This window comes from Streptomyces sp. NPDC006296 (assembly GCF_040613235.1).
In the GTDB taxonomy this organism is placed as follows: domain Bacteria; phylum Actinomycetota; class Actinomycetes; order Streptomycetales; family Streptomycetaceae; genus Streptomyces.
In genome coordinates, this window is the sequence record NZ_JBEXRT010000016.1 from 18,738 (window position 1) to 36,997 (window position 18,260).

Here is an 18,260-nt window from a genome sequence, read left to right on the forward strand (position 1 = left end):
GGTTCCGGGTCGCGCGTTCGGGTGACGCCGGCGAGGACCGCCCCGTACGGGGAGGGGGCTCCGGCTCGCGCCCCCGGTGGGCCCGGCGTGTCGGAGGCGCCGGGTCTGGGACAGTGCCGCTCCGCGATCGAGACGACGGGGTGAGCGGGGATGACTGTGGTGCGGGGGCCGGACGACCGGACGGGACCGCCGCCGGGCGGAGCCGACTGCGGGCCGAGGCTGAGGCACAGCGACGGACCCTGGCTGCGGGCCGCGCGGGGCGCGGACGAGTTGGTGACCCATCTCAGGCCGGTGCAGCAGGAGTTGGGGGCGGCGCACCAGGGGCTCATGGAGGGTGCGGGCCGGCTGACCGCCCTCGCGGAGCTGGCGGCCGTACGGGAGTCCTGGGAGCGGCGGATCAGGGCGGCGCAGTGGGAGTGCGGCAGCCTGGCCGCCGGACTGCGGGACGTGGCGCGCGTCCAGGGCGGCACGAACGAGGCCGTCGGGTCGTCCTTCGGCCCGGCGCGGGTGTGCGAGCGCGAGGAGGACCGGCGGTGACGCCGACGCCGACCCTGACCTGGGCGCAGTTACGGGACCTGAAGTGCGCCGAGCTGGAGGGCGCCGCCGACGGCTGGGGCAGGTCGAGCAACCGTGCCGACGCGGCCCGGGACCGCATCGAGCAACAACTGCTGACCGGACTCCGCGACACACAGGAGGGCGAGGCCGCACAGGGGGCGGTGGCCCGGCTCCGGCAGCTGGGCCGCAACTTCCAGTACGTGTACACCGAGTGCGGTCTGCTCCGTACGACGCTGAACTCCCTCGCCCACGAGATGAAGCGCCAGCAACGGGTCCTGGCGGAGGCACTGCAGGACGCGGCCGCGCTGAAGTTCACGGTGCACCCGGATGGGTCGGTGACGTATCCGGCGGGCGGCGAAGGGCTCGTGGACGGTGCGCCGCTGCGGGGCGGTACCGCGTCGTCGCGCGGAGCCCCCGGGCTGACACCGCCTTCGGGCCTGGTCGCGCCGAACCCCCATGCGGCCACGGCACAGGACATCGCCGACCGGGTGTGCGGGGCGGTGCGTGCGGCGGCCGAGATCGACTGGCGGTACGCGGGGATCCTGCGCCGGCTGAAGGCGGAGGAGGGCCTGAAGGTCCCGGACTCCACATGGCAGGACGCGGCGGGCGACGCGGCGGAGGTACGGGACGCGGCGAGGGTCTACCTCGAGGACGCCATCCCGCACGACGCGTCTCCCGAGGCACGGCGCGACTGGTGGGCGGGCCTCACACAGGAACAGCGCGAGGAGTACCTCGCGGTGTACCCGGACCAGATCGGCAACCTCGACGGAATCCCCGCCTTGGTCCGGGACGCCGCCAACCGGGACAACCTGCGCCTCCTCATCGGAGAGCTGGACGGCCGGGACGACGAGAAGTCGATGACGCAGCTCGCGGGACTGCGCGAGATCGACCGGCAGTTGAGTGCGGAGCCCAAACCCGGGGAACCGCCGATGCTCCTGCTGGGCATCAGCGATGAGGGCAACGGGCGGGCGATCGTTTCTTACGGGAACCCCGATACGTCGCGGAATGTGGCTGCGTATGTGCCGGGACTGAACACTTCGCTGGACGAGGACTTCGCGAAGAACGATCTGAAGCGTGCGCGTGACACAGCGATCGGCGCCCGATATCACGATCCGTCTAGTGCGGTGATTGCATGGCTCGGATACGACGCACCACAGCTAGTCGATGGCTTCAGTAGTTTCGCTGTGGCAGGTGATGGACGCGCAGTGCAGGGTGGTACGCGTTTCAATGAATTTACTGCAGGGCTATCTGCGACAAACGAGAATTGTGATCCGCACATGACGGCCATCGGTCATTCCTACGGTTCTCGGACCGTAGGGGCGGCTACGCAGCAAGCGGGCGGGATTCCAGGCGTCGATGACATTGTCCTGGTCGGAAGTCCTGGAGTGGGCGTTGATCGTGCCGAGGAACTCGGAGTGGGCAGGGGCCATGTGTTCGTCGGTTCGGCTGAAAATGACGTAGTAACAAAGATGCCGGCCAGGCAGCAGGTGGCAGCAAGTTCCATGGCGGCTCTGTCGGGCCCCTTCGCCTATGTCGTGGGTGACATGGCAGACCGAGGCGACGACGATCTCTGGTTCGGGAAAGATCCTGCAAGTGGCGCCTTCGGCGCCAGACGGTTTCCTGTCGACGATGGTCCAAGCGTCGTAAGCGGCGGCGGTGTCTCTATCGATGCGCATTCTCAGTATTTTGATCCCGTCAGGGATTCTGTCTCGGCGAACAGCATCGCCCTCATCTCTGCGGGGCTTTCCAGGAAAGTAAAATCTGAGGAGTATCGGTGATGGGCTCACTTCGGCGTGTGGTCGCCGTCGTGGTCTCTTCTTGTGCCTTGGCGGCTTGCTCGGGTAGCCCCACGCCGCTCGCTGGCAAGGAGGGGTATGGGATGAATATGCAGGAGGCGGCGACGCGCGCCGACAAGATTCTGGACGAGGTCTTCGATCAAGTTCATCCGGAGGTGCGATGGACCCACGGACCAACCACCACCGGAAGGTGTGACGTAACCCGAAGGCGTGCCGTCATGACCATCGTGTCCCCGGAACGCAGGGGCAACTTCTTGGGTGTGGTCGATCGTGCCTGGCGCAGTAGTGGGTACCGGATGAAATCCATCAACAACGATCCTGACGTCCCGGCCATGTTTGCCCAGACGGATGACGGGTTCGGCGTCAGCCTGATCGTCGGAGGCGAAGGACAGGTGTTCTTCGAGGTCGACACCCCCTGCGTCGAGGAGTCCGAGGTAGCCGACTCCACCAGTCGGGCCACCGCGCCCACCTACGAGGGCATGGAGCACATCCCCCGCCCCGACATCCGCTCGTCCTTCTGGTCCGCCGGCGCCCCCTGACCCCTCCCATCCGCCCCTGACGCCCCCTCATGCACCCGTCCACCCGTACACACCAGCGAATCAAGCGGTGAAGCGCGCCCGAATGGGGGATGGTTGGGGTGTGCGGAAATACTGGGTGTTCGTCGGTGGTGGGATCGGGCTGGGTCTGTGCTTCATCGCCCTGCTCGTCGTCGGGACGTACTCCGCCGCTGCCGGGATGGCCGGGGCGAGCGGGGCGGTCGGGCTGGCCAAGGGGGCGGTGCCCGCGCGGTACCAGCCGCTCGTGGAGAAGTGGGGCAATCTCTGTCCCGCCATCAACCCGGCTCTGCTGGCCGCGCAGTTGTACCAGGAGAGCGGGTGGAACCCGCGTGCCCAGAGCCCCGCCGCCGCCCAGGGCATCGCCCAGTTCATCCCCGGTACCTGGGCCGCCCACGGCATCGACGGGAACAACGACGGGAACCGCGACGTCTGGGACCCGGCCGACGCGATCCCGTCCGCGGCGTCCTACGACTGCGAGCTCGCCGGATACGTCAAGAAGGTGCAGGGCGACCCGACGGACAACATGCTGGCCGCCTACAACGCCGGCGCCTACCGGGTGATCCAGTCGGGTGGAGTGCCCGCGATCAGCGAGACGCAGAACTACGTCAAGATCATCCGGTCGCTGGAGAAGAGCTTCGCCAAGCCGGTCGGCAGGGTGCAGCCCTCGCAGCAGGCGGCCGGGGCCATCTACTTCGCGCAGAAGAAGCTCGGCACCCCCTACCTCTGGGGCGGCAACGGAACGGCCGACCAGGGAGGCCGGTTCGACTGCTCCGGGCTGACGCAGGCCGCCTACCGGACGGTCGACATCGAGCTGCCCCGGGTGGCCAACGACCAGTACAACGCCGGGCCGCACCCCTCCCGGGACGAGCTCCTCCCCGGTGATCTGGTGTTCTTCTCCGACGACCTCAACAACTCGCGGGCCATTCACCACGTGGGGTTGTACGTCGGCGGCGGGTACATGATCAACGCTCCGTACACCGGTGCGGTGATCCGGTTCGACAAGATCGACACTCCCGACTACTTCGGTGCGACCAGGGTCACCAAGGACGGTGCCGCCGCGCTTCCGACGGCGCTCCCGCAGAGCTGACGGGCAGTCGTCCGTGGCCGGAACTCTCCGTGAAGTCCGGGCCCTGAGCTGCGACGATGAGTCACTCTTCGATAACGTCATGGTGATCATTCGGTGGAGAGCGGAACGCAGGCAGCAGGCAGGTCGTTCCCTGGACCGGGACAGCATGCGCACATGACCATGCGTGTCTGCCCGGACCGGTCGGGCGTGACGGCATGATGGCGTGACGCGGCACCGGAATCCGCACCGACCACGGGGGTCAGACCAAGGCGACGCGCGCCGTTGTGCGTCGCAGCAGCAGCAGACAAGGCAAGGGGCCGCGGCAGATGGCTGGACTCGCACTCGATGGGTCGAACCCCGATGTCAGCCTGCTCTACGACATCAATGGGCTGGCGAAGGCGGCTCCGACCTGGTTCGACCGGGTCATGGAGTTCGTCGGTGAGTTCGGGATCATGCTCGCCATGGTCCTGGCGGTCCTGTGGTGCTGGTGGAGCGTGCGCCGACGTGGGACGACCGAGGACTCGGTGACCGGGGTCGCCGGGCTGGTCTGGGCGCCGCTCGCGGCCGGGATCGCGTTGCTCATCAACATCCCGATCCGTGAGTTCGTGGAGAGGCCGCGGCCGTTCCTCGACCACAAGGGCCTCGAGGTCCTTGTGCAGGGCAAGACGGACTACTCCTTCGTCAGCGACCACGCCACGATGGCGATGGCGATCGCGGTGGGGCTCTTCGTGGCCAACAGGAAGTTCGGCCTGGTGGCGATCGGGCTGGCCCTCCTGGAAGGCTTCTGCCGCGTCTACATGGGTGTGCACTACCCGACCGACGTCATCGGCGGCTTCGCCCTCGGTACGGCCGTGGCCCTGCTGCTGGCGCCCCTCGCGATGATGCTGCTGACGCCTCTGGTGGGTGCGGTGGCGCGTGCGGGCGTGGTCGGTCGCCTGGTCCGCTCGGGCGGCGCGATCGCGGCCGTCGACGGGCGGGGCGAGTCGCGGGGGATTCCCGAGCCGAGCCGTGGCTCCGGCTCCGGCGGTGCCTCCGACGAGAAGGACCTCGCCGCTTAGGCGACGGGAAGAACGAAGAATCTCGTCGCACAGGCGAGAAGGACCTCGCTGCGTGGGCGCAGCGGTCCAGCGGTGTGAGGGGGTGTCCTGCGGGACACCCCCTCTCGCGTGTTCCGGGGCCTTCCGTGCCGCTCGGGCGGCTCCGACCCGTGTGCGGGTGTCCGTGGACGCCTCTCGCCCAAGTTTCGAGAAATGGCTGATTTCGCTCGGTCCGGCATCGCCGCTGCGGCGACGGGGCGTCCACGGCGGCGGGGCGTACACGGCGGGGCGTACACGGCGGGGCGTACATGGCGGTGCGCACGCACGGCGGTGCGCACGCACGGCGGTGCGCACGAGGAGCGGGCGGTGTGCACGAGGAGCGGGCGGTGTGCACGAGGAGCGGAAGCGCCGGGGAGTCCGACCGGCCGGCCGGGTCGCACCCGGTCGCGGCCCTACTCCTCCGGCGCCCCGAGGTGGGTGCGTGCGTCGGTGCGGGCCAGGTCGCGGGAGCGGCGGGCGGCGCCGGTCCACCCGCAGCTGCAGCGCGCCAGGCAGAACGAGCCTCGTTCGACGGTCGTGGCGGTGTGCCCGGGAGAGGGGCTGTGGACGGGGGGATCCGGGGGGTCCTGGTGCACGCGTCCACGGTACCGGGGGCACCGCGGACCGGTCGGGGAGTCCGCCGATCGGCTGCCGTGACGGGGCCCGTGGCGTGACGGGGCGCCCCGGCCGTCGTTAGGCGGGACAGGCGGGAACCCGGTCAGGTGGACGTCGTTGGGGGTTGGCAGGCGATGGTGGTGCGACAGCACAGGTGCGGAGGCGGGGCACTGGCTGTGTGCGCCCTGGCCGTCGCCGGCGTGATGACGGTGGCCGGCGGGTGTTCCGCCCCGGGCGGTGACGGCGACGACGGTGCGGACGGCCGCACGGTCGCCCGGGACGCCGCGGCCGGCACACCGGTGGCGGTGGTCCGTCGGGCGGCCGGGCAACTGGCCGTCGCGGGAAGCGCCGAGACGCGTACGTCGATGGAGACCGCGGCCGGCGGTACCCGGGTGACGATCAGAGGCGAGGGGACGTACGACTTCCGCCGGCAGCTGGGCCGGATCACCGTGGTCCTGCCGAAGGACGCGGCGGGGGCCGACGAGCACCGGCCGATCACGGAACTGCTGGCGCCCGGGGCCCTCTACATGAAGAACCGGGGTGCCGGGGTGCCCGCCGACAAGTGGGTGCGGATCGACACGACCGCCCTGGAGGACGGCAATCTGCTCACCGGCGGTGTGACCGATCCGACGGCCGCGGCCGAGCTGCTGCGCGGTGCGGACGAGGTGCGTTACGTCGGGCGGACGGAGCTCGCCGGGGTCACGGTCCGTCACTATAGCGGGGTCGCCGACATCGCACGGGCCGCACGGGAGGCCTCGCCGTCCTCGCGCGGGGCGCTCCACGCGGCGGCGAAAGGGTTCAGCACGGACTCGGTCCCCTTCGACGCCTATCTGGACGACGAGGGACTGTTGCGGAAGGTGCGCCACCGCTTCACCTTCGCGACCGAGGGACCGGAGGTGGCGGTGGTGTCGACGACCCTGCTGCACGGTTTCGGGGCGCCGGTCTCCGTGGAGCTCCCACCCGAGAAGGAGATCTACACGGGGCAGGTCGAGCAGGGCCGGAGTGGCCCGGAAACCCCGTGAGGGCGGTCGGTACGGACCTGGGGGTGGGGACCGAAATGGTCCGTCCGTGCCATGCGCGGCACGTCCCGTGCTCCCTACGCTAGGGAGTCGGTGCGCCAGGAGTCGGCGACAGCAGAGAGAGGTGACGCAGGTGGTGACGCTCAGCGCTCCGAACGCTCAGGACTGTGTGGCCCTCGCCGAGATCGAACTGTGCGGCGAGCTCATGATCGCGGCGGCGGACGCACACGAGGACCGGCTCAGTGCCGACCGGATCGACGAGGTCCTCAACGTCCGGACGGATACCGCCGAGCCGGCGCCGACGATTCCCCGGCAGGCCCGCCACCGGGGCTGATCCGTCCCCGGGCGACCCGGACACTCCGGAACCGGACCCGCGCTGCGGTCCCCGTTCCCGTCACCGCCCCGGTGCCCGGCCACGTCACCGCCCCCGCCAGGTCCGCGTCCCGGACCCGGCATCCCCCGTCTCCGCCGGCCGGCCTCCGTCCAGGCCGGCCCCCGTTCCGCATCTCCCCGGCCTCCGCCTCGGCCGGCCCCGTTCCGTATCCCCGTCCCCCGGCCCCCGTCTCCGCCCTCGCCCGCGTCGGTGTCACGTGCGCAGGAGGCGGGCGATCGCCTTGGTGGCCTCCTCGACCTTCGCGTCGATCTCCTCGCCGCCCTTGAGTGCGGCGTCCGCGACGCAGTGGCGCAAATGCTCCTCCAGCAGTTGCAGCGCGAACGACTGCAGGGCCTTCGTGGAGGCCGAGACCTGGGTGAGTATGTCGATGCAGTAGACGTCCTCGTCCACCATCCGCTGGAGGCCGCGGATCTGGCCCTCGATGCGGCGAAGGCGCTTCAGGTGCTCGTCCTTCTGGTGGTGGTAGCCGTGGATTCCGCGGTCGTGGTCGGTGACGACCGCGTCCGTACCGGCCGCGTCGGCGGCCTCGGTGGTGGTCATGGGGTCCTCCCGTTGTCCTCGTGGCCTGCGGTGAGAGTGCCGTTCCGTACCGTCTGTATACCCCCGCCGGGTATATCGTAACGAATCCAGCCGAAACGTGACCGGGGGGCCGTGCTGATCACTGTGCCCGATGCGCGACACTGAAGAACGCCGGTTAGCCGTGGCCGGATGATGCGCCTAGCATCAGCCTGACCGAATCCAAAGCACCCCGAGGACCCCACGTGCGCTTTCGTCTGACCCCCAGGGAGACGAGCTTCTACGACATGTTTTCCGCCTCCGCGGACAACATCGTCACGGGCTCGAAACTCCTGATGGAACTGCTCGGGGCGGATTCAGCCTCCCGAGTCGAGATCGCGGAGCGTATGCGGGCAGCGGAGCACGCGGGGGACGATGCCACCCACGCGATCTTCCACCAGCTGAACTCCTCCTTCATCACGCCGTTCGACCGCGAGGACATCTACAACCTCGCGTCGTCGCTCGACGACATCATGGACTTCATGGAGGAGGCCGTCGACCTGGTCGTCCTGTACCAGATCGACGAGCTCCCCAAGGGTGTCGAGCAGCAGATCGAGGTCCTGGCCAGGGCGGCGGAACTGACCGCCGAGGCCATGCCGAGCCTGCGGACCATGGAGAACCTCACCGAGTACTGGATCGAGGTCAACCGCCTGGAGAACCAGGCCGACCAGATCCACCGCAAGCTGCTGGCCCACCTGTTCAACGGCAAGTACGACGCCATGGACGTGCTGAAGCTCAAGCAGATCGTGGATGTGCTGGAAGAGGCGGCCGACGCGTTCGAGCACGTCGCCAACACCGTGGAGACCATCGCGGTCAAGGAGTCCTGAACCTCGTGGACACCTTTGCGCTGGTCGTGACCATCGGGGTCGCGCTCGGCTTCACGTATACGAACGGCTTCCACGACTCGGCGAACGCCATCGCCACCTCGGTCTCCACCCGGGCGCTGACCCCGCGTGCGGCTCTGGCGATGGCCGCTGTGATGAACCTCGCAGGCGCCTTCCTGGGCCAGGGGGTCGCCAAGACCGTCAGCGAAGGCCTGATCGCCACGCCCGAGGGCCAGAAGGGGATGGGCATCCTCTTCGCGGCGCTGGTCGGCGCGATCATCTGGAACCTGGTCACCTGGTACTACGGCCTGCCGTCCTCGTCCTCGCACGCGCTGTTCGGCGGCATGGTCGGCGCAGCGCTGGCCGGCGGGACGATGGTCCACTGGGACGGGGTGCTCGAGAAGATCGTCATCCCGATGTTCCTCTCCCCGGTCGTCGGGCTGATCTTCGGCTATCTGGTGATGGTCGGGATCATGTGGATATTCAGGAAGACCAACCCTCACAAGGCCAAGCGCGGCTTCCGTATCGCCCAGACGGTCTCGGCGGCGGGCATGGCGCTCGGCCACGGTCTGCAGGACGCCCAGAAGACGATGGGCATCGTGGTGATGGCCCTGGTCATCGCCGACATCGAGGGCCCGAACGACGAGATCCCGGTCTGGGTGAAGATCGCCTGTGCGGCGATGCTCTCCCTCGGGACGTACGCGGGCGGCTGGCGCATCATGCGGACGCTGGGCCGCAAGATCATCGAGCTGGACCCGCCGCAGGGCTTCGCCGCCGAGACGACCGGTGCGTCGATCATGTTCGGTTCGGCCTTCCTGTTCCACGCACCCATCTCCACGACTCATGTGATCACCTCGGCGATCATGGGTGTCGGCGCGACGAAGCGGGTGAACGCGGTCCGCTGGGGCGTGGCCAAGAACATCATCCTGGGCTGGTTCATCACGATGCCGGCCGCGGCGCTGGTCGCCGCGGCGAGCTACGGCGTCGTGGTGCTGCTCTTCGGCTGACGCGGACCGGGCCCCCCCGGGGGCTCCTACGGTCGCGGTCATGGGTCCGCCCCTGCTCTCCGGTGGAGAACGGGGGCGGACCCGTTGCCTTGCGGTGGCACCGCCATGCAGCACCCCAAGGCCGTCTGTGGTTATCCGAAGCGGCCCGAGATGTAGTCCTCGGTGGCCTGGACCGACGGGTTGGAGAAGATCCGCTCCGTCTCGTCGATCTCGATCAGCCGGCCGGGCTTGCCGACCGCGGCGAGGTTGAAGAACGCCGTACGGTCCGAGACGCGCGCCGCCTGCTGCATGTTGTGCGTCACGATGACGATCGTGAAGCGCTCCTTCAGCTCACCGATCAGGTCCTCGATGGCGAGGGTCGAGATCGGGTCGAGCGCCGAGCACGGCTCGTCCATCAGCAGCACGTCCGGCTCGACCGCGATCGCGCGGGCGATGCACAGGCGCTGCTGCTGGCCACCGGAGAGGCCGGAGCCCGGCTTGTTCAGGCGGTCCTTGACCTCGTTCCAGAGGTTGGCGCCCTTCAGGGACTTCTCGACGATCTCCGACAGCTGGCTCTTGCGGTACGAACCGTTGAGCCGCAGCCCCGCAGCGACGTTGTCGAAGATCGACATGGTCGGGAAGGGGTTCGGGCGCTGGAAGACCATGCCGACCGTGCGGCGCACGGTGACGGGGTCGACGCCGGGGCCGTACAGGTTCTCGTCGTCCAGCAGCACCTTGCCCTCGACGCGGCCGCCGGGGGTGACCTCGTGCATGCGGTTCAGGGTCCGCAGGAAGGTGGACTTGCCGCAGCCCGAGGGGCCGATGAAGGCGGTCACGGAGCGGGGCTCCACCGTCATCGAGATGTCCTCGATGGCCTTGTGGGAGCCGTAGTAGGCGGTGAGCCCGCCGATGTCGATGCGCTTGGCCATGTGAATCACTGCTTCTTTCGGGTCGCTGATGGCCGCGTCAGCGACCGGTCTTGGGGGCCTTCCAGCGGGCGATGCCGCGGGCCACCAGATTGAGGATCATGACGAAGGCGATCAGGACCAGGGCTGCCGCCCAGGCGCGGTCGTAGGACGCGGCCTCGCCGATCTTGTACTGCTCGTAGATGTAGAAGGGCAGCGAGGACTGGGCGCCTTCGAAGGGGTTCGTGTTGATCAGCTGGCTGCCGAAGACCAGCAGGATGATCGGTGCCGTCTCTCCCGCGATGCGCGCGATGGCGAGCATGACGCCGGTGGTGATGCCGCCGATCGCGGTGGGCAGGACCACCTTCAGGATGGTGCGCCACTTCGGGATGCCGAGGGCGAGGGAGGCCTCGCGGAGCTCGTTCGGGACGAGCTTGAGCATCTCCTCGGTGGAGCGGACCACGACGGGGATCATCAGGATGGTCAGGGCCAGGGCGCCCATCAGGCCGGAGGGCTCGATGCTGCCGATCAGCATGATCGACAGGATGAAGAGGCCGGCCACGATCGACGGGATGCCCGTCATGACGTCGACGAAGAAGGTGACGGCCCGGGCGAGCGCGCCCTTGCCGTACTCGACCAGGTAGACCGCGGTCAGCAGGCCGACCGGGGCGGAGATGACGGTGGCGATCCCGACCTGTTCCAGGGTGCCGATCAGCGCGTGGTAGACACCGCCGCTGGCGTCCGAGCCGAGGACACCGGCCATCGAGTGGGTGAGGAAGTACCCGTCGAGGCGCTCGGAGCCCCGGCTGACGGTGGTCCACAGAAGCGAGGCGAGCGGGACGACGGCGACGAGGAAGCACACCCAGACGATGCTGGTGGCGAGGCGGTCCTTGGCCTGGCGCTTGTTCTCGACCGCGGTCGTCGCGGCGTACGAGAGGACCAGGAAGAGCAGGGCGGAGATCAGGCCCCACTGGACGCGGCTGTGCCAGCCGGCCGCCAGCGAGATCCCGACGCCGAGGGCGATCGACAGGGCGGCGAAGCCGAGCGGCGCCCAGCGGGGGAGGCTGCGGCTGCTGAGGCTTCCCTTGCCGGGTTCCGGCGGGGTCTGCGGACGCGTGTCCTGGACGTCGGTGGTGGTGGCGTTGCTCATGCGTTGGCCCCCGAGTACTCCTTGCGGCGGGCGATGATGAGCCGGGCCGCGCCGTTGACCAGCAGGGTGAGGACGAAGAGGACGAGGCCCGAGGCGATCAGGGCGTCTCGTCCGAACTCGTCGGCCTCGCCGAACTTGGCCGCGATGTTCTGGGCGAAGGTCCCGCCGCCCGGGTTGAGCACGTGCAGCGAGATGAGGAAGCTCGGCGACAGGACCGTGGCGACGGCCATCGTCTCGCCGAGCGCCCGGCCCAGGCCCAGCATCGAGGCGGAGATGATGCCGGAGCGGCCGAAGGGCAGCACCGAGAGGCGGATGACCTCCCAGCGGGTGGCGCCGAGGGCGAGCGCGGCTTCCTCGTTCATCTTCGGGACCTGGAGGAAGACCTCGCGGCTGACGCTGGTCACGATCGGCAGGATCATGATCGCGAGCAGGACGCCGACGGTGAAGAGCGAGCGGGCGACGCCGACCTCGGTCTTCTCGAAGAGGTACGTCCAGCCGAAGAACTGGTCGAGCCAGAGGTTCAGGCCCTCCATGTACGGGACGAGGACGAGGGCGCCCCAGATGCCGTAGACGATGCTGGGTACCGCGGCGAGCAGGTCGACCACGTAGGCGAGGGGGGCGGCCAGCTTGCGCGGCGCGTAGTGCGAGATGAACAGGGCGATGCCGACAGCGATCGGAACCGCGATGACCATCGCGATGATCGAGCTGACGACCGTGCCGAAGAGCAGGACCGCGATGCCGAAGACCGGCGGGTCACCGGCCGGGTTCCAGTCGAAGGTGGTGAGGAAGTTGCCCTCGTCCTGCGAGATCGCGATCACGGAGCGGTAGCTCAGGAACACGGCGATCGACGCCATGATCACGAGCAGCAGGATGCCCGAGCCGCGGGAGAGGCCCAGGAAGATCTTGTCGCCGGCGCGCCCGGTGGACTTGGGGCGGCCGCGCGTGGCCGGCGGAGCCGGCGGTATGTCGAGCGGTGTCGTGGAAGCCATGGTCTTTCCGGTCTGTGTGGGGGAGCGGAGGGCTCCCCTGGCGGCGGTGCACCGGATGGGTCGGGCGGTGGGGGCCGGTCCGGAGGGGTGCGCCGGACCGGCCGCCTGTGCGTGGCGTGCGGGGGTGGTTACGAGAGACCGGCGACGGTCTCGCGGACCTTGCTGTTGATCGCCTCGGGGATCGGGGCGTAGCCGGCCTCGGTGAGGACCTTCTGGCCGTCCGCGGAGGAGGTGTAGGTCAGGAAGGACTTCACGGTGCCGAGGGTGTCGGCCTTGTTGCCGGTGTCGCAGACGACCTCGTACGTCACGAGGACCAGCGGGTAGGCGCCGTCGGCCTTGGTGGTGTAGTCGAGGTCGAGCGCCAGGTCCTTGCCGGTGCCCTTGACCTTGGCGGCGGCGATCGCCTTGGAGGCGTTCTCCGAGGTGGCCTCGACCGGGGCCGAGCCGCCCGTGTCGATGGAGACGGTGGTGATGTCCTGCGAGGCGGCGTAGGAGAGCTCGAAGTAGCCGATGGAGCCGTCGACGGCCTTCACCTGGCTGGCGATGCCGGACGAGCCGGACGCGGCCTGGCCACCGGGGGCGGGCCACTTCTTCTCGGCCTCGTACTTCCAGTCGCTCGGGGCGGCGGCGCTCAGGTACTTGCCGAGGTTCTGGGTGGTGCCGGAGTCCTCGGAGCGGTGGAAGGGCTGGATCGCCTTGTCCGGCAGCTTCACGCCGTCGTTGAGCTTGGCGATCGCCGGGTCGTTCCACTTCTTGATCTTGGTGTCGAAGATCTTGGCGAGGGTGGGGGCGTCCAGCGTGAGGCTGTCGACACCCTCCAGGTGGAAGCCGACCGCGATCGGGCCGCCGACCATGGGGAGGTTGATGCCCTGGCCGGTCTTGCAGATCTTCTTCGACGCGGCGACCTCTTCGGGCTTCAGAGCCGAGTCCGAGCCGGCGAAGCCGACCGTGCCCTGGTTGAACGCCACGATGCCCTCGCCGGACGAGGAGGAGCTGTAGTTGATCTCCACGCCGGAGCAGGCGGCCATGTAGTTCTTGACCCAGAGGTCCATCGCGTTCTTCTGGGCGCTGGACCCGGAAGCGCGCAGCTGGCCCTTGGCGTCGTCACACTTGATGTCCGACGCCGCGGCGCTGGTCTTGCCGGCGCCCGTGTCGGCGCCGGTGTTGTCGTCCGAACCGCACGCCGTGAGGACCAGGGCGCCGGAGACGGCGAGGGCACCGAGCGCGGTGGCACGAAGCCGGTTCTTGCGCTGAAGCTTCACTTTCGGGGTGTTCCTTCCAGGAGCCGCCGCGGCTGGTGGGGACGAGGCGGCGTGCGACGGAGTGGTGCATGGCTTGGTGCCGTGCACCGTGTACGTCCGAAATTAGGCAGAACAGGTGAAGCGCCCTACGGGGCAGAGTGAACGGCAGGTGAACCGTGCCGGGCGGGCTGGTTCCGCCGGTCGCGGGGGCCTGAGCACCGGCGGCGGGGCGGGGACGCGCGCCGGGGCCTCACCCCGGGGCCGGCGTACGGGGGCGGCCGCGCGCGCCGGGGCCTGAGCACCGGCGGCGACGTACGGGGCTTGGCGTACGGGGGCGGGCCCGCGCACCGGGCGGCCGGGCCTGCGCACCGGGCGGGCCCGCGCGGAAGGGCCCCGCGCACGAGGGCCCGCGCCGTCGCAGGGCCCCGCGCACCGGCGGCCGGTCCTACGCGCAGGCCCCGGCCGGGAGGGTGTGTCCTCAGCCGGCGGTGCGGCCCGGGGCCGACGGGCCCGGGCCGGCCGGTGCGATGCGTAGGAAGGCGTCCAGCTGGACGCGGTCGCCGGGGCGGGACAGCCGGTCGCGGACGGTCCCCGGGGGCAGCCAGGCCAGCCGGTCGACCTCGTCGTTGGGCACGAAGGTGCCGTCGGCCGCCTCGGCGGCCCAGTAGCTGACCTCCTTCGGACGCCCGTTGGCCGTGTACAGGGCCGTCGGCAGCGCGGCGCCGGGCACGCAGTGGTGCCCGGTCTCCTCCAGGACCTCGCGCAGGGCGGCCTCCAGGGGGGTCTCGCCGCGCTTCAGCTTGCCCTTGGGATACGACCAGTCGTCGTAGCGGGGCCGGTGGACCAGGCAGATCTCCAGGTCACCGGCGGGGGAACGGCGCCAGAGCACGCAGCCCGCGGCCAGGACGGTGCCGCTCATGACGCGGCCACGGCTGCCGTGTGCCGCCAGGTCTCCCGGAACACTCCCCGGGCCGCCTCCACCTCGTGCCGCTGGTCGGCGTGCAGCACGCCGAGGGCGTACGCCGTCGCGGGGGCGATGCGCGGGGTGCGTGCCGCGGCGGCTGCGGCGGCCGCGGCCTCCACCGCGTCCCGGTGCAGGTCCAGTGCGTGCCCCGGCCCGGCCAGGGACGGATCGGGGGCGCCCCGCAGCAGTTCGTGCGCGTACCGGTGCAGCCGCAGCAGCCGGCGGGCCTGGTGCCAGAGGGCGTCGTGGGCCTCGTTGTACGGCTCCACCGCGGCGTCGGGCGGGAGCGCGGCCACCGCGTCCAGCATCCGCTGCTCGGCCAGCTCGGCCGGGGCGTGCAGCACCAGGCCCGCCGGTTCGGCGGCGGCGGGGGACAGGGGTACCTCGGAGGCGAGCACCGCGACCGCGTCCGCGACGGCGTGGAAGCGGGAGGAGCCCAGAGCCTGGAGCGCCGCCGAGTGGGCCCGGGTGCGGGCGAGGGTCAGCCGGCGTTCCAGGAGCGCGCCGGCGCGGGCCGCGCCGACGTCGAGCGCCGCCCGCTCCTTGTCGGCCTCGGTGGGGCCGGCCCCCGAGGGGGTCCGGGCCGCCGGGAGGGAGGGGCCGGAGAGCTGGTGCAGCGCCTCCAGGAGCCTGCCGAGCCGGGTGGCGTACGCGTGCTCGCGGGCCAGGGTGCCGGAGAGCCAGGCCAGTTCGGCACGGAGCTGGTCGGCCCAGGCCGGTTCCAGCGCTCCCCGGAAGGTGTGGAGGGTGCCGCTGATCCGGCGTGCCGCGTGGCGCAGCGCGCGTGCGGCCTCGTCGGCGCTGCGCGTGCCGGCGTCCGCGGGGGCGCTGTGCTCGCGCTGCAGCCGGAGCCCCCGGAGGAAGCAGGCTGCCTGTTCGCGCAGGTAGGGCGCGAGGACCGTCTCCGCGGAGAGGGCCGTCGTCGGGTGGTCAGGGCGTCGCACGCCGGCGCCTCCGGGCGTCAATGAGCATCTCTTGTACGTGCCGCAGCGGCTGCCCGTCCGGGTCCGTGGAGTGCCGGGTCCAGTTTCCGTCGGGACCCAGGTGCCAGGAGGAGGTGGTGTCGGACATCCCTGTTTCCAGGAGCCTGCTGAGGGCGGCGCGATGCGCGGGGTCGGTGACACGGACCAGTGCTTCGATCCGGCGGTCGAGGTTGCGGTGCATCATGTCGGCGCTTCCGAACCACACTTCGGGTTCGCCGCCGTTGCCGAAGGCGAAGACCCGGGAGTGTTCGAGGAAGCGGCCCAGTATCGAGCGGACCCGGATGTTCTCGGAGAGGCCGGCCACGCCGGGGCGGATCGCGCAGATCCCGCGCACCCAGATGTCGACGGGGACCCCGGCCTGTCCCGCCCGGTAGCAGGCGTCGATGACCGCTTCGTCGACCATCGAGTTGACCTTGACGCGCACGTAGGCGGGGCGCCCGGCGCGGTGGTGGGTGACCTCCTTGTTGATCCGGGCGACCAGGCCGTCCCGGAGGGACTTCGGGGCGACCAGCAGCCGGCGGTAGGTCTCGCGGCGGGAGTAGCCGGAGAGCCGGTTGAAGAGGTCGGAGAGGTCCGCCCCGACCTGCGGGTCGGCGGTCAGCAGGCCGAGGTCCTCGTAGAGCCGCGCCGTCTTGGGGTGGTAGTTGCCGGTGCCGACGTGGGAGTAGCGGCGCAGCGTGTCGCCCTCCTGGCGGACGACGAGCGACAGCTTGCAGTGCGTCTTGAGGCCGACGAGGCCGTAGACGACGTGGCAGCCGGACTCCTCCAGCTTGCGGGCCCACTTGATGTTGGCCTGTTCGTCGAAGCGGGCCTTGATCTCGACGAGGACGAGGACCTGCTTGCCGGACTCGGCCGCGTCGATCAGAGCGTCCACTATCGGGGAGTCGCCGGAGGTCCGGTACAGGGTCTGCTTGATCGCGAGGACGTCCGGGTCCCCCGCCGCCTGTTCCAGGAAGGCCTGCACGGAGGTGGAGAAGGAGTCGTACGGGTGGTGCAGCAGCACGTCGCGTTCGCGCAGGGCGGCGAAGATGTCCGGGGCGGAGGCGGACTCGACCTCGGCGAGGTCGCGGTGGGTGCCGGCGACGAACTTCGGGTACTTCAGCTCCGGCCGGTCCAGCGAGGCGATGCCGAACAGCCCGGTGAGGTCGAGCGGGCCCGGCAGCGGGTACAGCTCGGTCTCGGAGATCTTCAGCTCGCGGACGAGCAGGTCCAGGACGTACGGGTCGATGGACTCCTCGACCTCCAGGCGGACCGGCGGGCCGAAGCGGCGCCGCATGAGCTCCTTCTCCAGGGCCTGGAGGAGGTTCTCGGCGTCGTCCTCCTCGACCTCCAGGTCCTCGTTCCTGGTGACCCGGAACATGTGGTGGGCGAGGACCTCCATGCCCGGGAAGAGCTCTTCGAGGTGCGCCGCGATGATGTCCTCTATGGGGACGTAGCGCTGCGGGGACGCCTCCAGGAAGCGGGTGAGCAGCGGCGGGACCTTCACGCGGGCGAAGTGCCGGTGCCCGCTGACGGGGTTGCGCACGACGACCGCGAGGTTGAGCGAGAGCCCGGAGATGTACGGGAACGGGTGCGCGGGGTCGACGGCCAGCGGGGTCAGCACGGGGAAGACCCGCTGCCGGAAGAAGGTGAAGAGCCGGGCCTGCTCCTTCTCGGTCAGCTCGGGCCAGCGGACCAGCTGGATGCCCTCGTCGGACAGGGCGGGCGCGACGTCCTGCTGGTAGCAGGCGGCGTGCCGGGCCATGAGCTCGCGGGAGCGCGTCCAGATCAGGTCGAGGACCTCGCGGGGCTGCAGCCCGGACGCGGACCGGGTGGCCACACCGGTCGCGATACGGCGCTTGAGCCCGGCGACCCGGACCATGAAGAACTCGTCCAGGTTCGAGGCGAAGATCGCCAGGAAGTTAGCCCGTTCGAGTAGCGGGGTGGTGGGGTCCTCGGCGAGTTCCAGGACCCGTTCGTTGAACGCGAGCCAACTGCGCTCCCGGTCCAGGAAACGCCCCTGCGGCAGCTCGTCGCCCTCCGCCCCGGGCGCGTACGCGTCCATGTCGTTGTCCAGGTCCGGGTCCAGGTCGGCCGCTGTGGACAGGCCACCGGGCACGGAGCCCGTGACGGCGTGCGGCCGGTGGGAGGCGAGGGAGCCGACCGACGGCTGGGCGGGCTGGACCGGGACCTCGGAGCTGGGCTGCTGGCTCATGAACCTATTCTTCCGCGCGTTCGGCTCCTCAGGCGCGTCGGAGCCCGTAAAGATCGCGGAAGAAGCGGAGGTCGGTCCCGGGCCGGGGCCGCTCCCGTTGCGGGGGGTGGGCACAGCTGGCTGCATCCCGCGAGGGTCGCAAGCCCGTCTGAATGGCCGGTAACGACGACATGACGTACAGGAAGCGGTGTGGCTGCGGTGCCGTCGGCCGCCGCCCCGTCCTCACCGTAGGTGAAGCTCCTGCCCAGGCTCCTCCCGGGGGCCGGACTGGGGCGGTCTGTCGGGCGGTGCGGCGGCTCGGGCGAGGACGGAGGCGGGACGTGCCCGCGGCACCGGGCCCGCGCGGCACTGCGGCCGTCGGCACCGCGGCCGTCGGCACCGACGCGCAGGC

General features: G+C 70.3%; 18 protein-coding genes. 9 read left to right on the top strand and 9 right to left on the bottom strand.

What is annotated here, in order from left to right:
• Positions 1-150 precede the first annotated feature (150 nt).
• From ABZ172_RS13585 to ABZ172_RS13605, 5 genes are all read left to right on the top strand, one after another.
• Positions 151-537, top strand: coding sequence for a hypothetical protein (locus tag ABZ172_RS13585; protein ID WP_356883482.1), 387 nt, complete (start codon positions 151-153; stop codon positions 535-537).
• Positions 534-2,333, top strand: a complete 1,800-nt coding sequence (locus ABZ172_RS13590) for an alpha/beta hydrolase (RefSeq protein ID WP_356883484.1) — start codon at positions 534-536, stop codon at positions 2,331-2,333. The genes ABZ172_RS13585 and ABZ172_RS13590 overlap by 4 nt, the downstream gene beginning before the upstream one ends.
• A 101-nt stretch (positions 2,334-2,434) precedes the next feature.
• Positions 2,435-2,890: a hypothetical protein gene (locus ABZ172_RS13595; protein WP_356883486.1), complete on the top strand. Its 456-nt coding sequence runs from the start codon at positions 2,435-2,437 to the stop codon at positions 2,888-2,890.
• A 115-nt stretch (positions 2,891-3,005) separates the two neighbouring features.
• A complete protein-coding gene (locus ABZ172_RS13600) occupies positions 3,006-3,995 on the top strand; it encodes a bifunctional lytic transglycosylase/C40 family peptidase (protein ID WP_356883715.1) in 990 nt (329 codons plus the stop codon).
• 305 nt (positions 3,996-4,300) lie between these two features.
• Positions 4,301-5,032: a phosphatase PAP2 family protein gene (locus ABZ172_RS13605; protein WP_356883488.1), complete on the top strand. Its 732-nt coding sequence runs from the start codon at positions 4,301-4,303 to the stop codon at positions 5,030-5,032.
• Positions 5,033-5,463: 431 nt separating this feature from the next.
• Here ABZ172_RS13605 and ABZ172_RS13610 read toward each other — a convergent pair whose 3' ends face one another.
• Positions 5,464-5,646: a hypothetical protein gene (locus ABZ172_RS13610; protein WP_356883490.1), complete on the bottom strand. Its 183-nt coding sequence runs from the start codon at positions 5,644-5,646 to the stop codon at positions 5,464-5,466.
• Positions 5,647-5,799: 153 nt separating this feature from the next.
• On the opposite strand from ABZ172_RS13610, the gene ABZ172_RS13615 reads away from it, so the two are divergent.
• Together ABZ172_RS13615 and ABZ172_RS13620 are read left to right on the top strand one after the other, a co-directional pair.
• Entirely contained in the window at positions 5,800-6,687 is an 888-nt protein-coding gene (locus tag ABZ172_RS13615; RefSeq protein ID WP_356883492.1) for a hypothetical protein, read from the top strand.
• A gap of 121 nt (positions 6,688-6,808) precedes the next feature.
• Positions 6,809-7,018 (top strand): hypothetical protein, encoded by a 210-nt coding sequence (locus ABZ172_RS13620; RefSeq protein WP_356883494.1) that lies wholly within the window; start codon positions 6,809-6,811, stop codon positions 7,016-7,018.
• Between the two features lie 252 nt (positions 7,019-7,270).
• Here the strand turns inward: ABZ172_RS13620 and ABZ172_RS13625 are convergent, their stop codons facing one another.
• On the bottom strand, positions 7,271-7,618 hold the full coding sequence (locus tag ABZ172_RS13625; protein WP_356883496.1) for a metal-sensitive transcriptional regulator: 348 nt from the start codon (positions 7,616-7,618) through the stop codon (positions 7,271-7,273).
• Positions 7,619-7,839: 221 nt separating this feature from the next.
• On the opposite strand from ABZ172_RS13625, the gene ABZ172_RS13630 reads away from it, so the two are divergent.
• Together ABZ172_RS13630 and ABZ172_RS13635 are read left to right on the top strand one after the other, a co-directional pair.
• A complete protein-coding gene (locus ABZ172_RS13630) occupies positions 7,840-8,460 on the top strand; it encodes a DUF47 family protein (protein ID WP_014154965.1) in 621 nt (206 codons plus the stop codon).
• A gap of 5 nt (positions 8,461-8,465) precedes the next feature.
• On the top strand, positions 8,466-9,464 hold the full coding sequence (locus tag ABZ172_RS13635; RefSeq protein WP_356883499.1) for an inorganic phosphate transporter: 999 nt from the start codon (positions 8,466-8,468) through the stop codon (positions 9,462-9,464).
• Between the two features lie 131 nt (positions 9,465-9,595).
• Here ABZ172_RS13635 and pstB read toward each other — a convergent pair whose 3' ends face one another.
• The 7 genes from pstB to ABZ172_RS13670 form a co-directional block, all read right to left on the bottom strand.
• Positions 9,596-10,372 (bottom strand): phosphate ABC transporter ATP-binding protein PstB, encoded by a 777-nt coding sequence (pstB, locus tag ABZ172_RS13640; RefSeq protein ID WP_356883501.1) that lies wholly within the window; start codon positions 10,370-10,372, stop codon positions 9,596-9,598.
• Positions 10,373-10,409: 37 nt separating this feature from the next.
• Positions 10,410-11,498, bottom strand: coding sequence for a phosphate ABC transporter permease PstA (pstA, locus tag ABZ172_RS13645; protein ID WP_356883503.1), 1,089 nt, complete (start codon positions 11,496-11,498; stop codon positions 10,410-10,412).
• Positions 11,495-12,487, bottom strand: a complete 993-nt coding sequence (gene pstC, locus ABZ172_RS13650) for a phosphate ABC transporter permease subunit PstC (RefSeq protein ID WP_356883505.1) — start codon at positions 12,485-12,487, stop codon at positions 11,495-11,497. The genes pstA and pstC overlap by 4 nt, the downstream gene beginning before the upstream one ends.
• Before the next feature lie 128 nt (positions 12,488-12,615).
• Positions 12,616-13,749, bottom strand: a complete 1,134-nt coding sequence (pstS, locus tag ABZ172_RS13655) for a phosphate ABC transporter substrate-binding protein PstS (protein ID WP_356883507.1) — start codon at positions 13,747-13,749, stop codon at positions 12,616-12,618.
• 457 nt (positions 13,750-14,206) lie between these two features.
• Positions 14,207-14,647: an NUDIX hydrolase gene (locus tag ABZ172_RS13660; protein WP_356883509.1), complete on the bottom strand. Its 441-nt coding sequence runs from the start codon at positions 14,645-14,647 to the stop codon at positions 14,207-14,209.
• Entirely contained in the window at positions 14,644-15,636 is a 993-nt protein-coding gene (locus ABZ172_RS13665) for a CHAD domain-containing protein (protein WP_356883511.1), read from the bottom strand. Before ABZ172_RS13665 ends, ABZ172_RS13660 begins: the two co-directional genes overlap by 4 nt.
• Positions 15,623-17,869: an RNA degradosome polyphosphate kinase gene (locus tag ABZ172_RS13670; protein WP_356883513.1), complete on the bottom strand. Its 2,247-nt coding sequence runs from the start codon at positions 17,867-17,869 to the stop codon at positions 15,623-15,625. The genes ABZ172_RS13665 and ABZ172_RS13670 overlap by 14 nt, the downstream gene beginning before the upstream one ends.
• Positions 17,870-18,260 lie beyond the last annotated feature (391 nt).